Origin of the sequence: Limnobacter sp. (assembly GCF_043511195.1) — a bacterium.
Classification (GTDB): domain Bacteria; phylum Pseudomonadota; class Gammaproteobacteria; order Burkholderiales; family Burkholderiaceae_B; genus Limnobacter.
Genome location: NZ_CP121330.1, coordinates 1,142,728 through 1,158,533 on the forward strand (window position 1 = coordinate 1,142,728; position 15,806 = coordinate 1,158,533).

Consider the following 15,806-nt stretch of genomic DNA (forward strand, 5'->3'; position numbering starts at 1 on the left):
GACCCCTCAAACGGATCCAATTAAAAATGACTTCTCCAGATAAAGACATTAAGGCGAATGCGCCGTTAGCCGAGCGGCTGGTTTTCAACAATCGCGTGCTCGTCATTCTATTAATGGTATTGGCTACAGCTATATTGGCATGGCAGGCAACGCAACTGAAAGTGGCCGCCAGTTTCGAAAAAATGATTCCGACCAAGCACGAGTATGTGGTCAATTTCCTTGAAAACAGAGACGATCTAACCAGCCTTGGCAATGTGGTGCGCGTGACCGTACAAGCCAAGGAAGGCGATATATTCACGCCTGAGTACCTGGAAACCCTGAAGCAGGTTACCGACAAAGCCTTTTATATTCCTGGTGTGAACCGGCCTGAAATGGCGTCTTTGTGGACCGCAAACACACGCTGGACCTCAGTAACCGAGGAAGGTCTTGAAGGTGGTCAGGTTATTCCTGCCACCTACAACGGCGATGCTGAAAGTATTGCGCAAGTGCGTCAGAACGTAGAGCTTTCCGGTCAAATTGGTCGATTGGTGGGCAACGATTTCAAAAGCACTATTGTGTATTTGCCACTGTTGGAAATTAATCCGGAAACCGGCAACCGACTTGATTACAAAGAATTCTCAGAGCGCATTGAAACAGAGCTGCGCGACGAATTCAATTCCGACAAAATTGAAATTCGGGTGACCGGTTTTGCGAAAATTGTGGGTGATCTAATTGAGGGTGCAACTCAGGTTGTCATGTTCTTCGGCGTGGCGGTGCTGATCACTCTGGTTATGCTGTTCTTGTATTCCCGCAGTGTGAAAAGTACCCTGGCCACCCTGGCTTGTTCAATCACCGCAGTGATTTGGCAGTTGGGTTTGCTCAATGCGTTGGGTATGGGGCTTGATCCTTACTCCATGCTGGTGCCTTTCCTGGTGTTTGCCATCGGCGTGAGCCATGGCGTGCAAATCGTCAATGCAATTGCGCACAAGCAAGGTGACGGCCACAACAAACTCAATGCAGCGCGTCTGGCATTCCGCGGTTTGTACATCGCGGGCCTCACCGCCTTGTTGTCCGATGGTTTCGGTTTTGCCACCCTGATGGTGATCGATATTCCAGTCATTCGTGATTTGGCCATTGCCGCGTCTGTGGGTGTTGCCGTCATTATTCTCACCAACCTGGTTTTGTTGCCGCTCATCATGAGCTACACGGGAGTAGACAACAAAGCGGTTGCCAAGCTGCAGGAAGCTGAGTCCGGCAGCAACAAGTTGTGGCATTTCATTTCCGGTTTTGCCCAGGCCAAAATGGCCAAAGGCGCTTTGGCAGTGGGCTTGGCCCTGCTGGCATTGGGACTTTGGGGAAACTCCAACGTACAAATTGGTGATTTGGACAAAGGCGCACCTGAGCTGCGTGCGGATTCCCGCTACAACCTGGACAACGCCTATGTCACCGACAACTACTCCACCAGCACTGATGTGTTTGTGGTCATGGTTGAAACCAAAATGGACGGGTGTATCAAGTACAACACGTTGGCCGCAGTTGATTTGTTCCAATGGACCATCGAACAGGTGCCTGGCGTGCAAAGCAGCGTTTCATTGGCTGATCGTTCCAAGTTTGTTATCAGCGCTTACAGCGAAGGTGACATTAAATGGAATGCACTGAACCGCAACCAGTTTGTGTTGAACGGTACCATCAGCGGCATGAACTTGTCCGATGGTTTGTTCAGTTCCGATTGTTCCTTCATGCCCATTATTGTGTTCCTTGAAGATCACAAAGCCGATACCCTGAAGCGGGTCGTGGCTGCTGCTGAAGACTTCATTGCCAAGAATGACACGGGCGACGCCGTATTCAAACTGGCTGCCGGCAATGCCGGTATTGAAGCGGCCACCAACGAAGTGGTTGAGCGTGCTCAAACCGAAATGTTGATCTGGGTGTACGGCGTGGTCGCCATTCTGGTGTGGCTGGCTTTCCGCTCGGTGCGCACCGTCATTTGCATTATTGCTCCCTTGGCACTTACTTCGCTGTTGTGTTCGGCGCTCATGGTTGCACTGGGTATTGGCGTGAAAGTCGCGACATTGCCGGTAATCGCACTGGGTGTGGGTATTGGTGTGGACTATGGCATTTATATCTATGGCAAGCTCGAGGAATACCTGAAGCAGGGCATGCCGTTTGCCGACGCCTACTTTGAAACCCTGAAGTCCACGGGTAAAGCAGTTGTGTTTACTGGCCTGACGCTGGGTATTGGTGTCGCAACCTGGGCATTCTCACCCATCAAGTTTCAAGCTGACATGGGCTTGCTGTTAACCTTCATGTTCTTGTGGAACATGGTGGGTGCAGTGGTATTCCTGCCTGCGCTGGCCTACTTCCTTGATCGTCGGGGCGAAAAAGTGTAATTGTAGTAAGAAAGCTGTAAGTTATTGAAAAAACGGGCTTTATCGGCCCGTTTTTTCATTTCTATACAGTTCATTTGAGGGGGTTGTGTACAACTGTTCTCACCCCCACAATCGAGTCTCAGTTACTCGGAGATTTGATTGTTGGACCGCGTCGATAACATACAACTGGTCAGTGGACGATTACAGGATGTGTTCGATTGCCAGCAGCGAACCTATCGGTTTAATCCCAATCCCAGCAAACAAGAGCGCATTAGTAACCTTGAGTTGCTCGAAGAGATCATTCTTCGCAACGAAGGCGAGTTACTGGATGCCATGTCGGCTGATTTTGGTCATCGGTCCCGCCATGAATCCACCATGCTGGACATTGTCAGCAGCTTGGCCGCAGTCCGTCACAGCCGCAAACATGTGGGCTTGTGGATGAAGGTGCGCAAAGTGCCCACACCTTTGCAACTGCGCCCGTCTGTGTCTTACATCAAACCCCAACCTCTGGGGGTGATCGGCATTATTACTCCCTGGAATTTTCCGGTGTACCTCAGTTTTGCAGGCCTGGCATCTGCTTTGGCTGCGGGCAACTGCTGCATGCTTAAACCCAGTGAGTACAGTCCGATCACATCCGCTCTGATCGCCCGTTTGCTCGAAAACAATTTTGGTGAAGAGCACGTTGCTGTGATTGAAGGCGATGAAACCGTGGCGGCTGCTTTCTCCCGCTTGCCCTTTGATCACCTGTTGTTCACGGGTTCTCAAAGGGTAGGGCGTATGGTGGCCAAAGCCGCAGCTGAAAACCTGACCCCGGTCACGCTTGAAATGGGTGGAAAGTCGCCCCTGATTGTTGCGCCCAGCGGCAACGTAGCGCAGGCAGCGGCTTGTGCGGCTCATGGCAAAATGATCAATGCTGGGCAAATCTGTGTGGCACCCGATTACGCCATGGTGCATGAAAGCCAGCTCAGGCGTTTCATCTCTGAAGTCAAACGTGCTTCCCACAGGCAATACCCCACAGTTCGCAACAACCCCGATGTGTCCTGTGTCATCAACTCAAAGCACATGGAACGTTTGGGCGATCTGGTTGAAGATGCCCGGAAAAAAGGGGCGGAAATCATCGAAATCAATCCGGCGCACGAAGTGTTCGAGCCCGCAGCCAAGAAATTTCCCCTGACCCTGGTGGTCAACCCAAGCCGCGAAATGCGGGTCATGCAAGAGGAAGTGTTCGGTTCTATTTTGCCAATTCTTTCTTACAACACGCTGGAAGAGGCAGTGGCCCAGGTTCAATCGAAAGAAAGGGCAATTGCGCTTTACCTGTTTGTCAGCAAGCAGGCTGAAAAAGAACTGGTGCTAAGCCAAACAGTGTCGGGTGGTGTTACTGTGAACGATGCCATGTGGCATGTGCTGAACGACAACATGCCTTTTGGTGGTGTGGGTTCCAGCGGCATGGGCGCGTATCACGGCTTGGTGGGTTTCAATGCAATGTCCCAACTTAAACCAGTCCTGGAGCAATCCAGGTTCAATGCGGCACCTCTGCTACGCGCTCCCTATGGCACAGTGTTCGAAAAAGTTGTTAAAGTATTAAAAAAAATCGTCTAAAGGGAGTTTTAAATGCGTCGGGTGGTCTTCAACCAAAAAGGTGGGGTTGGCAAATCCACCATCACCAGCAACCTGGCGGCCATTTCGGCCAACAGCGGCTTGAAAACCCTGTTGATCGATCTTGATCCTCAAGGCAATAGCACCCAGTACATTATGGGGCGCAGCAGTGCCCCTCTAGAATATTCCCTGGCTGATTTCTTTGATCAGGCCTTGAACTTCAAAATTCGTCCCAAGAAAAGTGCGGAATTTGTGGTTGAAACCCCTTATGAAAACCTCGATCTTCTAGGTAGTCACCCCGCGCTCGAAGAGCTTCAAGTCAAGCTTGAGTCGCGTTACAAAATTTTCAAACTGCGCGAAGCCCTCGACGAGTTAAAGGGTCAATACGATCGCGTCTACATCGATACGCCCCCAGCGTTGAATTTCTTTTCGCGCTCGGCACTTATTGCTGCTGATTCGGTGTTGATTCCCTTTGATTGCGATGAATTCTCGCGCCGCGCATTGTATAACCTGATGGACGCGCTCAATGAAATTCGTGCAGACCACAATCCTGCACTCGATGTCGAAGGTATTGTGGTCAATCAATTTCAACCCCGTGCAAGCCTGCCGCAAAAACTCGTCGCCGAGTTGCTGGCAGAAGGCCATCCGGTGTTGAATACTTGCCTTTCTTCTTCCGTGAAAATTCGTGAAAGTCACGAAGCGGCCAAGCCAATGATTCACTTTATGCCGGCACACAAGCTGAGCCATGAATTTGTGGCCATGCACGCTGAAATTGAAGCGGCTGCTGCAAAGCGCAAGAAGAAGGTCGCCTAGGTTTTAAACTGCCTTTGTCATATCTTTGAAACCTGAAAGCTGCACACTCACGTTTTGGAACCAGTTCAACGTGAGTGTATTCAATGCGCCAAGCCATGGTTTGGGTCAACAAGCTGGGTGGGCAGTTCAAGGCAGCCCGCCAGCAGCGACTCCAGAAAAAACTCCAGAAACGCTTGGGTAAGCTGGTCTCCTACGGCTTGTCTTAGGGGCTGTCCCGATTTAAGTTGCCTCACCCGTTGTGTTCAAATCTCTTGGCCCATCTCAAAACCCCCTGCTGCGTAAACTTGCACGGGGGCTTGCCCGCTTGTCCAGTGCCATGGGCTGGTTGTCCGTTCGCTACCCCATCTACACGCTCGAAGACCGGCTACAGCAATTCAAGGCTTTGAATCTGTCGTTTCCCGCGGGAACATTCGTTCGATTCAATGAATTCTTTGTCCCTTATGTGTTCTCAAATTCAGACCGTGACGGTGCTTTTGCACTGGGCACTGTCACCGAATTTCAGCGCGGCCCGCAGTTGCAATTTCTCAAACGCCTGGCGCAAGGGCGTCTGTCAGAAATGGGTGGACGTGGGTTTGTCGACATGGACCATCTCATTCGTCTGCTTGATTTTGGTCGTGCCGCACCCGAAATATGGGCCAACATGCCCAAAAGCAGTCAAGCGTGGGTCGAAGGTTTCGTAGCCGGGCTTAACTGCGTGCAGGCGCAACGAAAGCGTGGAGTCGATGAAAGGTTTCTTGGAATCACCCCCGAACCCTATACCCCTTTGGATATTCTCTTGTTTGGTCGGCTTGCTGGCGCCGATGTGAACTGGCCCATTTATTTTTCATTGATCGAGCATTGTTTGTCCGGAGATTTCATTGAATGGTGGAACCGGTTGCGTCGGGTCGGGGCAGGTGTTTCCACCAGTTTCGATGGCCCTGAACCCGGCAAACCCAGTACAGCTCAGCAAATCGGTGACTTTCTTAACAGCTTGTCCCGCTCAGGCAGCAATTCAATTGTGGTGCATGGCACACGCACTCAAAGTGGCAAACCACTCATGGTGAACGACCCGCACTTGGGGCAGCACCTGCCCAATGTGTGGATGATGGTGGGGCTGCGCACGCCAGGCTACCAATGCGTCGGTTTGATGTTTCCCGGCGTGCCCATTTTGGGGCTTGGGCGAAATTCTGATCTGGCCTGGGGTGGTACAAACTTGCGGGCAGCATCATCTGACCTGGTTCGTCTGGACGAAACCACCATTCGAAATACAGTCGAGCAACTGGTAAAAATCAAGGTCCGGTTTTCGTGGGCAAGAACCAGAAAACTGAGGTTTTCTCCCCACGGCCCAGTGCTCACCGATTGCGCCGCTTTGGGGCGATTGTGCGGCAAAGACAACCTGGCCTTGCGTTGGGCGGGGCATTGGCCCACCGACGAGATCACCAGTTTCTTGCACGGCATGCAGGCACACAATGTGGCGCAGTTGCAAAAAGCCATGCATGGAGTGGGCGTCACACCGCTTAATGTGCTGGGCGCAGATACCACCGGCAATATTGGGCACGTGTTGGCGGCTACTTTGCCCAAACGCCCCGGGTTTCCCGAAGACGACTGGGTATTGCCCGAGTCCATGGCCAGTGAACATTGGTCGGTGCAAGTGTGTGCACGCGATTTCCCAAGCGTGATCAATCCCGCCGCCGGGTTTATCGTGTCTGCCAACAACCGGCCTTCGGAAGTCACGGGTTTGGGCTTCTTGTTCAATGGCGATGATCGTGTCATGCGTGCACGGGCCTTGTTCAATTCACAAAAACGCTTAAGTCCCCAGGCATTGTTAACCTTGCAGTTGGATGTAACTTCTCCGTTGGCGGATCAATTGTCGAGCCGTCTGGCAGATTTTTGTCGTCCGCACTTACAAAGCAGTGAACAAAAAGTGCTGTGCAATTCGATCGACCTGTGGGGTGGTGCCTACACGGCAGACAGTTTTGCTGCCCTTCAGTTTGAGTTTTTGTTGGCCGCTTTGGTGAAGCAGTTGTCGGTTTTGCGCCACGCGGGCCGAACGCCCAGCTTGATGGATCAGTGGTCTTATCTGTCTGCCTGTTTGATGGAAGACCTTGAAAATCTCACAGACACTGAACGGGCAAGCGTGGTGCCATTGTGTGTTGATGAGGCAAACCGCAGGGCGCAGCACTGGCAACTTTGGGGTAATTTGCACAAAATCCGATTGCGCCATGTGTTGGGCCATGTTCCCTTGCTGGGCAAGCTGTTCTCGTCCAAATCGTTTCCTGCTGCGGGTTCGCGTGAAACCTTGATGAAAAATGCACACAATCTGATTCGGGGTTTTGATGAAACCAGTTACGGGTCTCAAAGCAGGCATCTCTCTGACCTTTCTGATCCTGACGAGAATTATTTTGTCTTGCTAGGTGGGCAAGACGGTTGGGTTGGCAGTCAATTGCTTATAGATCAAATCCCGCTTTGGCAAACCCGTCAGAGTATTCAGATGCCGTTGCGGCCAAGCCGCATTGAACAACTTTTTCCCCACTGCGCAAGCAGGTTAGAATAAATTCTCGATATCGCATTAATTTCCTACCGCACAGGATGTCCACCCATGAAAACCATCATCATTAGCAGCCGCAAAGGCGGGGCTGGCAAAACAACGCTCTCTTTGAATCTTGCCGCCTTGGCAAGCCAACAGGGCAAGAAAAAAGTAGCTTTGCTTGATCTTGATCCACAAGGTTCCAGCCGTTTTTGGGATTCGCTGCGCGAGGCCGATTACCCCGATGTGCGCAAGGTGGGTTTCAATGACATCGTCATTGTGCTTTCGGAACTTGATGATGAGGGATATGACTATGTTTTCATCGACATGCCCCCAACAGATAAAAAATGGGTCAAAGACGCCATGGAGCATGCTGATCTGGTGCTGATCCCGACCAAGGCCAGTCCGCTTGATATTCACAGTGCAAGCAGTACCCTTGAATGGGCCTCTGATGCTGGCAGCAAAGTAACCTGGGTCATCAACGGTGCATCGGTCTTTAGCAGCACACCCGAAATTGTATTTGAGCAACTCAAGACCACAGCCAAAATTTGCCGCACTATTGTGCACGAGCGCAACGATTTTGTGATCAGTGTTGGTTTGGGTAAATCCGTTAACGAATTTGCACCCAACTCCAAGGCTGCGGCGGAAATTGAAAGCTTGTGGAAAGACGTCAAAGGCTTGCTTGGCAGGGGCTAAGTACCGGCGCTGCACCAAAACAGACCATGTCGTCATCGGGTTTCTGGCACCCAAATTGCTAAATAACTTCCAGCTATCAAAAGGAGGGGGCAATGACCACGGTGCTGATTATCGATTCGGACAAGGATTCTCGCTTGGCGCTGGAAGCTCAATTAATTGCGTCTAACCAGTTCGAGCGAGTCTTGTCCTGCCCAGGCCTGCAAACAGCCGAAGCTTCAATCGATGCATATGAAGTAAAGGTCATGTTGGTCGATGCCGAGCAGGCCAGCCAATCTCCCTTGCTTCAGCATATCAAGGCAAATAACCCAGAGCTGGGCGTTGTTTTGCTTCAGGGTAAAACTGGCGTTATCGATAGTGCAACCTTGCTGGAATTGGGGGCACATGCACAAACTTCACGCCTTGCCGCGCCCATGGAAATTATTGTCAGTGTGGCCAAGGCTTTGGTGGGTCGTCTAAAGCCTGGCAAGCGCATTCTTGAAAAATTTCTCAAAGACGGTAAGTGAGCCTGTACTGAAAACCTGATCTAGACGCTGAATCGCCCTTAGCTTCAGATATCAAATTCACTGTTTTTCGTGCAGAATCAAGCTTGTTTGTCTTTGCTGCACCGACATGTCTTTAAAAGATTTCAACCACGCTTCCTCGTCATTTCGCCAACGCGGAGCCATGACCATTCTCACAGTGTTCATCATGCTGATGACAGTGGGTGCCTTGGCTGTGTTGGGTTTGGGTCAAATTGTTTGGGAAAAAGAGGAAGTGCAACGAATCGCAGACCTTGCTGCCAAAGCGGCAGCCAGCGATATTGGCAATGCTCCCCAGGGTTTTACAGCAGCGGTGGATTACGCAAGGCGCAATGGTCTTGATGACACCACTGACAGCATCTCGATCAGTTGCAATGTTCGCGGCACAGACACCTTATTGCCCGCTAACGCTTGTGACCGTTCTGTGTTGGTGCGCGTGGTGCGCAATGTGCCTGCTGCGTTTCTGGGTACCGAGCCTGTTGTGGCTGTGGCCGAGGCCACAGTGGCACCGGTCATCTCCGGTTTGGTGGGCACCAATTTGTTGGCATTGAATTTGAATGGTTCCAGCCTGTCTCCATTGATGAGTGCGATTGGTACTCAATTGAATCTTAATTTGTTGGGATTTCGGGGTCTCTTGGCCTCCAATGCCCAAGTGGACTTGCTGCAATTGGGCGTTGAGTTGGGTGCATTCAGTGCGGGCGATCAATTGGATATGGCCCGTTTGTTGAATACGCAGGTTACAGCAGCAGGTTTGCTGGATGCCGCACTGAATGTCGCCGGTCCGGAGGCACCTGTCATTGCAATACCCGGTAGCGGTCCGGCAGATACAGTCAGTTTCTTGTTGAGAGATATATTGGCCGCAGACACCAGCGGCGACTCCGAGTTCGCAGGTGCGTCGGTGCGTTTGGGTAATTTGGCTTTCGCATCCAGCTTTGCCGCGGCTCGCGGCGTGGGTGGAAATGGTATTCGCCTGAATTTGGGCAATACTTTGAATGTCTCAGTGCTTAGTCCTCCCCAGCTGTTTGTGGCCACTAAGCTGAACAATGACGGCAGGGTTATCGCTACTGCTCGCACTGAACAAATTGCAGTGTCTACACGAATCAGTGGTTTGTTGGATTTGCAGGTAACAGCAGGTGGCGGTTCAGTTGATATTAAAGACATTGATTGCAAACTACCCCAATCCGATTCTGCTGTTATTGTCGATCTCGATTCAACTCCTATTTCCTCGGTTTTGGTATTTCCTTCGCTACCTTTGTTGGGGCAAGGACAACGCACCGTCCGTGCCAATGTGGGAAGTGGTAGTGCAAACGATGTTTCAATGGTGGGTTATCCAGATCCCATCGTGACAACTTCCTATAGTTTCGAGGCGTCCCAAGGCGTTGGCAATTTGCTTGTTAATTTGAATACAGGCGTCAGTGCGTTAAATGGAATCTTAACTGTGCTGGCCACCAACCCTACTTTGAACAGCGCTCTAAATTTACTGGGAGCCAGTCTCGATGAAATTCTTGAAGTGTTGGGTCTTGAGACCAATGAAGTTTACGTACAAGTCGACAACATGGATTGCTTCAGCACAGCAGTGCTCACCCGTTGAGTTAAACTTCCCCTACATCAATAAAACGAGGGGTTAAGGCATGGGCGAACAACGGGTTTGGTATGGACTTCAAGCTGGTCTGGTGGTTTTTTGGCTGATCGTGCCCTTGGTCGGGCTGTTGGGGTTCCATGTTCCCTTCCTCACCTTGTTCGCAGCGATCATTTTGCTGGCGCATGTGCTTGAAATTCCTCTGGCAATCAATCGCTTGCGCGCATTGAATTTGCCAGTCGGTAAGGTGGTTCTAAAAACATTGGTGTTCGGTTTTACCTGGTGGCTGCCTTTGAGCAAAGGCTATACCAAAGAATAAAGTCAAGCCGCTCTGGCGGCTTACTTCACGCGAATCACTTTCAAGCCGTCTGGCAGCTTTGGTTTGATGCCATTGGGCATCCAAAGATAACCAATGCCGCCAGGCTGTTCTTAAGCGTGGTAAACAACTCTTCCTTGTTGCCAACTTCTGTCGGTGGCGTGCCTTGGCCGGTGTACCGTCGCACATGCCAATATCCCGTGTAGTCCAGCTCGTTCAAATCCATGATTCGTTCTAAAAACGCATCGCGATCGTTGGTGCCGGGGGCTAAGTTCAAAGGCGTCAATCGATAGCCATTGACCTGGCTCAATCGCCCTTTGTAAATGCTGCGCAGTTCACGAATTGCAATTTCATTGATAGGCAGTGTGGCAGACGACACCACATACACCTCTGCAGAGGCTGCGCCAACCACGCCCAACATTAGGTACAAGCCGATCGACGCGGCGGCCTTAACAAAACTGGCGGTGCGCGTAATCATTGCCACACCCAGTTGTAAGACACGCTCAGGAAATTAAACGTGGTGTTGGGAATGCGGTTGTCAGACAGCTGCGGGCGCGTGTTTTTTTCGACGACGTGCTGCAATTCAAGCTTGATCGAGTCCGATGGGCTCAGATTGTATTTGCCACCAATCGCGAATGAGTACTGATCATCGAATTCTGAAATGAATCGACCGTAGCTTCCATAAACTGCGTGTTGTTTAAATACTTTGCGGATCAAAAGAATGTTGCCGCCATGCTCCTCATACTTGGGAGCCGATTGCGTAATTCTTGGCAAGCCACTGCCTGTGATAATTCCGCTTTGGGATGCTGCCAATTCAGTCTGGCTCAACTCTCCGCGCAAGGTGTAAAGATCCCATCGGTATTCAGCACCAAGGTTTGTGAATCTGGCGTTTGCGTCAAGCCGTCCGTCTGTTAATGGAACACCGCCAACTTGAGTCAAGACCCGGTCTACTTCCGCACCGTGGTGTGCAATTTGGATGCGGTAACGTTCACCTTGAACGCTGAGTCCCAGGCCGCCAATTTCAAATGAATTCAGCGGAAAGTCCTGGTTAAATCCAGCAAGCCGCTGAACAATATCCCGCTTGCCTGTGATCGCTTGAAATCCCCAATATCTCCCGCCAGCATCCTCAAAGTTGTAATTGGCTGAGAATCCATCCAGCGATAGAACGCCCGCGTTGTAGTAAACCTCTGGGCTTAAGTTGGCTGGCACATAGGTGTGCCCAACGTCGAGATTCTCGGAGTCAAGATAGTAATTAAGTCGTTGGCGACCTAATTTAAAGTGCCAGTTGTCATTGGGCTTGAACTTCAAGAATGCCCAGCGATTGTCAAACTCGACACTTTCATCACGTCTTTGCTTGGGGGCGACCACGTACTGCACCGTTGCACTGAGCTGATCTGAGAACTGCACATCCAGTTGCGCACCCAAAATCGAATTGACCTTGAACGTGCCGTCTTCATTGATGAAGCGCAGGTATTTTTGTTCGTTATCACCCTGCGTGTATTGAATCGTGCCAAATCCGCTGAGCGAATAGTCCACCGCCATAGCCTGCGCATGGCATAGCGCCAGGGCAACCGCAAGTGCGGTGACCTTCAACAGCTTGGTCAATGTGGCGGAAAGGTTCAAAAGCAGGCTCAACACATATTATTTTTAGAGTGCAGCTATTATCCGGCGCTTGACGGTCAGAAAACAATCAAAGACCCGAGCGTTCCCGTTTCGTTGTCGACAAAAGGCGACAACAAAATGCTGAAGAAAGCATGGTTTGGTCTGTCAGTACTCGGGGGGGGGGGCGTAAATTGGGATGGTGGTGGCCGAGGACAGAATCGAACTGCCGACACAAGGATTTTCAATCCTCTGCTCTACCGACTGAGCTACTCGGCCACGCGTTTTCGGTGGTGTTCACTACCGAAGCCCGCAAGTTTATCCGAAACTTTGACGTTGCGCAAACAAGAAATGCAAAATCGCTGTAGCATGTTCAATAATTCACGATGCCGGCCATTTAAAGACCATGAGCAACCCAGTAAGCACGCAGTTTCAGAATACATCCAGTCATGATGTCGCCATCATTGGTTGTGGCGTGGTTGGCCTGGTGGCTTCACTGGTGCTGGCCAGTTCTGGTTTCAAGGTACTGGTGGTGGGGGCTCGTCCGCCCCAGTTTCAGCCCAATCCCGATCAGCGTTTCGATCCCCGGGTATTTGCCTTGTCGCATCGCAGCCAGCGGGTACTCGACCGCTTACGTGTTTGGGACAACATTCCCAGCGAAAAGGTACAACCCGTCACCGAAATGCAGGTATGGGGCGATTCCAATGGTGATGCTCAAGGTCACCTGCGTTTCAATGCCAGCGACACGGGTGTTGATTACCTCACCTGGATTATTGAGCAAAGCTGTCTTTTCGAAGTGCTGTTTTCAGCAATGCGCTATCAGCCCGGCATTGACTGGCTGGATGCGAAAGTCGAGGGACTTTCCCGCGAAAAAGAAGGTTGGGCTGTGGTCACCAACCTGAAAACTGTTCGCGTGCCTTTGCTGATCGCTGCTGACGGCGCTCAAAGCCAAACCCGCAAGCAGGCAGGGCTTGATTTCACGCTGGATGATTACAGCGCCGAGGGTGTTGTAACAACCTTTGCCATTGAAAAGCCACATCACGGTGCAGCCCGTCAATGGTTTGTTGGCGATTCTGTTTTGGCCATGTTGCCCTTGCCTGGTCCCCATGTCTCCATGGTGTGGTCCATGCCCTTGTCCCAGTCTCAGGCCTTGGTTCAACTCAGCCCATCCGACATGGTCAATCGCGTGCAATCCCTCTCCGGTGGAGCAGTTCAGGAACTGTATGGCGACTTGGTGCCTGTGGGTAAAACTTATGCCTTTCCGCTGAAACATGGCGTTGCGCCTGTGTGGTTTGACAATGGGGTTGTGTTGATGGGCGACGCTGCGCATGTTATTCACCCATTGGCAGGGCAGGGTTTGAACCTTGGATTGGAAGACGCCGCCGAGTTGGCCAATTTGCTGACTTCTCGCAAGCGGCTTCTGGCCGTGCAACGCTTGGGCCTCGCAGACGAGCAATTGTGGCGCGCTTGGGAACGCCGCCGCAAGGCTGCCTGTAAACCAGTGCATTTTCTAACAGATGGATTACACACCTTGTTCCGACTTGATTTGCCCGGCGCAGCCTGGGTGCGCAACAAAGGCATGCACCTGGTCAACCAGCTACCCATGCTCAAGCGTTGGTTGTCTCAACAGGCCATGCGGTAAATTCGTTCTTATATTCCTGACGCAATGAACAAATTGCCTTCGGGCCTGTCCTAACTACAATTCATCATTTTTACCCAAGCAGACCTATGAAATTCAATTTACCTTTGTCCTTCCGCAAACGCAGCAGTGCTGTTGTGTTCTCTGTAATCGCGTTGTCAGCAGGCGCATGGGCATTGTCCCTGTCTGTGCAACCCGCACAGGCCGCTGCAAGCAAATCGCAGATTGAACGCATCACGGCAGCCGTGAACGAGTCGTTGGGCGCGTCAGGCGTAAAAGTGGTTTCAGTCAATGACATTGAATTCATTGATGGCTTGTTTGAGGTTGTTGTGAATCACAACGGCACCAAAAAAATCATTTACACCAATGCAAGCGGTAGTCACCTGATTTTGGGTGAACTGATGGAAAGCAAATCCATGGCGAATTTGACTGAAGCCAGGCTGGACAAACTCAATGCCATCAATTTCGAAAAAGATCTGCCTCTGGGCCTGGCCTTGAAATCAGTGTACGGAACGGGTAGCCGGAAAATCGCTGTATTTGAAGACCCCAACTGTGGCTATTGCAAGCGTTTCCGCAAAGAAACCCTGTCCAAGTTGCAGGACACCACGGTTTACACCTATGTCTATCCTGTGTTGGGCCGCGACTCGGTCGACAAAGCGCAAAAAGTAATGTGTGCCAGTGACAAATCCAAAATGTGGGATGACTGGATGCTGAAAGACCAGTCCCCCACAGGAAACGGCAATTGCAACCCGCCGATCGATGAGTTGGTCAGCTTGGGTCGAGGCATGGGCGTATCAGGTACACCCACCGTATTTTTCCAGGACGGCACACGCGTTAGTGGCGCCATTCCATCTGCCGACCTGAATCGCCGCATCGCTGCGGCTTCACGGTCTAAATAATTACTTCGGCTCCCGGGGTTCAGCTTCCGCTTTCGGGCAGGGGCGTACCCTTGGGCCAAATCAACCACATCTTCAATGGCTGGCGAGTCAAGCCGGCTGCTGTACCCGCTTCCTCGCCGGTTCCCCAAAAATAGTCGGCACGCACCCGTCCCCGAATGGCCCCCCCGGTGTCTTGCGCCAGTGTTCCCTGTGTAATTGGCGTGTTGTTCACGGGGTTGCTTGATTCGATCCAGATCGGGCTGCCATAAGGTACTTTTTCCCGGTCTATGGCCAAGCTGAGTTTGCCAGTCAGGGGCACACCCATGGCGCCCACTGGGCCTTCCTGCGGTCGCAGTACCTTGTTTTCTTTGAAAAACACCACGCTTGGGTTGGCATTCAGCAAATCATCCAGCTTGCCAGGGTTGGCTTTCGCCCAATTTCGGATGCCGGGAATTGTGGCTTGGGCTGCGGTCAATTCTCCGCGGTCCACCAGCACTTTGCCAATGGATTTGTAAGGGTGGCCATTCTGCTCGGCATAACTCAGCCGAATCACGCTGCCATCGGGCAAAGTCACCCGGCCCGAACCCTGCACCTGCAGTAAAAATGCATCCAGTTTGTCATCTACCCAAACAATCGGTTTCTCGCGATCAGGTCCCAGGCGTTCCCATTCCGCCCTGTCGAAGAAAGGTACCAGCGTATTGCCCTGAAGGCGGCCGCGCAGGCGCTTGCCTTTCAGTTCCGGGTATTGTTCATCCAGCTTCACCGTGATCAAATCCGCAGGTACACCGTAAAGGGGGGCTTTGTAAGCGCTTTGTTCTTTGCGCGCACCTTTCAGCATGGGTTCGAAATAACCGGTTAGCAAGCCTTCTTTCTTGCCGTCTTCCTGTTGAAATTGCCACACATCAAAGTTGGCTTCCATCCAGATTTGTGCCGGTAAAAGTGTATTGCCACTTAAATTTTGTCGGGCTTTGCGGCAAGCGTCCAGCAGGCCGGTAGGCGTGGCTTTGCGTTTTGCAAGGGCATTGCCGTTGACTGAGCATTGCTCTGCAAAGGCCTCCAGAAAGCGGCTGTGGTTGCTTGTGTTCCAACCGGGCAAGCTTGAAAAATCTGACTTCACAAACAAGGGCAAAGCCGGTTTGTCGTCTTTTTTCTCGGTTTGCGCCGGTTTTTCTCCTGTCGGGCATGAACATTCAGCCGCTTTCGGAGTCGGAGAAGTAGCGCATCCAGATAAAATCAGGGCGGCCAGCATGGTGCTGGGCCACCAACAACGGAGTGAATTGAACATGTGGTTACTCATTGCAGAAATGGTTTTGGCTTT

The 15,806-nt window shown here is 51.6% G+C and carries 14 protein-coding genes and 1 tRNA gene; 11 read left to right on the top strand and 4 right to left on the bottom strand.

Going from position 1 to position 15,806, the window contains the following annotated elements; genetic code table 11:
- Positions 1-26 precede the first annotated feature (26 nt).
- The 9 genes from P0D43_RS05510 to P0D43_RS05550 all read left to right on the top strand — a co-directional run bounded on the left by P0D43_RS05510 (position 27) and on the right by P0D43_RS05550 (position 10,375).
- Complete coding sequence (locus tag P0D43_RS05510) at positions 27-2,369, top strand: RND family transporter (RefSeq protein ID WP_394673470.1); 2,343 nt, start codon at positions 27-29, stop codon at positions 2,367-2,369.
- A gap of 141 nt (positions 2,370-2,510) precedes the next feature.
- Positions 2,511-3,947 (top strand): coniferyl aldehyde dehydrogenase, encoded by a 1,437-nt coding sequence (locus P0D43_RS05515; protein ID WP_341237206.1) that lies wholly within the window; start codon positions 2,511-2,513, stop codon positions 3,945-3,947.
- 12 nt (positions 3,948-3,959) lie between these two features.
- Positions 3,960-4,757, top strand: coding sequence for a ParA family protein (locus tag P0D43_RS05520; protein WP_341237207.1), 798 nt, complete (start codon positions 3,960-3,962; stop codon positions 4,755-4,757).
- 83 nt (positions 4,758-4,840) lie between these two features.
- Positions 4,841-4,963 (top strand): hypothetical protein, encoded by a 123-nt coding sequence (locus P0D43_RS05525; RefSeq protein WP_256366096.1) that lies wholly within the window; start codon positions 4,841-4,843, stop codon positions 4,961-4,963.
- 98 nt (positions 4,964-5,061) lie between these two features.
- Positions 5,062-7,290 (top strand): penicillin acylase family protein, encoded by a 2,229-nt coding sequence (locus P0D43_RS05530; protein WP_394673471.1) that lies wholly within the window; start codon positions 5,062-5,064, stop codon positions 7,288-7,290.
- A 45-nt stretch (positions 7,291-7,335) separates the two neighbouring features.
- Positions 7,336-7,959, top strand: a complete 624-nt coding sequence (locus P0D43_RS05535; protein ID WP_159568242.1) for a ParA family protein — start codon at positions 7,336-7,338, stop codon at positions 7,957-7,959.
- A 92-nt stretch (positions 7,960-8,051) separates the two neighbouring features.
- Positions 8,052-8,462: a hypothetical protein gene (locus P0D43_RS05540; protein WP_394673472.1), complete on the top strand. Its 411-nt coding sequence runs from the start codon at positions 8,052-8,054 to the stop codon at positions 8,460-8,462.
- Positions 8,463-8,568: 106 nt separating this feature from the next.
- Positions 8,569-10,068: a pilus assembly protein TadG-related protein gene (locus P0D43_RS05545; RefSeq protein WP_394673473.1), complete on the top strand. Its 1,500-nt coding sequence runs from the start codon at positions 8,569-8,571 to the stop codon at positions 10,066-10,068.
- Between the two features lie 40 nt (positions 10,069-10,108).
- Positions 10,109-10,375, top strand: coding sequence for a hypothetical protein (locus P0D43_RS05550; protein WP_159568245.1), 267 nt, complete (start codon positions 10,109-10,111; stop codon positions 10,373-10,375).
- A gap of 40 nt (positions 10,376-10,415) precedes the next feature.
- Here the strand turns inward: P0D43_RS05550 and P0D43_RS05555 are convergent, their stop codons facing one another.
- From P0D43_RS05555 to P0D43_RS05565, 3 genes are all read right to left on the bottom strand, one after another.
- A complete protein-coding gene (locus P0D43_RS05555) occupies positions 10,416-10,850 on the bottom strand; it encodes a hypothetical protein (RefSeq protein ID WP_394673474.1) in 435 nt (144 codons plus the stop codon).
- Positions 10,847-11,995, bottom strand: a complete 1,149-nt coding sequence (locus tag P0D43_RS05560) for a hypothetical protein (RefSeq protein WP_394673475.1) — start codon at positions 11,993-11,995, stop codon at positions 10,847-10,849. The genes P0D43_RS05555 and P0D43_RS05560 overlap by 4 nt, the downstream gene beginning before the upstream one ends.
- A gap of 179 nt (positions 11,996-12,174) precedes the next feature.
- Positions 12,175-12,250: transfer RNA gene (locus P0D43_RS05565), tRNA-Phe, on the bottom strand.
- A gap of 127 nt (positions 12,251-12,377) precedes the next feature.
- Between P0D43_RS05565 and P0D43_RS05570 the strand changes: the two genes are divergently transcribed.
- The gene (locus tag P0D43_RS05570) at positions 12,378-13,613 is read left to right on the top strand and encodes an FAD-dependent monooxygenase (RefSeq protein ID WP_341237213.1); all 1,236 of its coding nucleotides are present in this window, start codon (positions 12,378-12,380) and stop codon (positions 13,611-13,613) included.
- 86 nt (positions 13,614-13,699) lie between these two features.
- Positions 13,700-14,509: a DsbC family protein gene (locus tag P0D43_RS05575; RefSeq protein WP_394673476.1), complete on the top strand. Its 810-nt coding sequence runs from the start codon at positions 13,700-13,702 to the stop codon at positions 14,507-14,509.
- A 19-nt stretch (positions 14,510-14,528) separates the two neighbouring features.
- Here P0D43_RS05575 and P0D43_RS05580 read toward each other — a convergent pair whose 3' ends face one another.
- The gene (locus tag P0D43_RS05580) at positions 14,529-15,773 is read right to left on the bottom strand and encodes a murein transglycosylase A (protein ID WP_159568250.1); all 1,245 of its coding nucleotides are present in this window, start codon (positions 15,771-15,773) and stop codon (positions 14,529-14,531) included.
- Between the last annotated feature and the right edge of the window lie 33 nt (positions 15,774-15,806).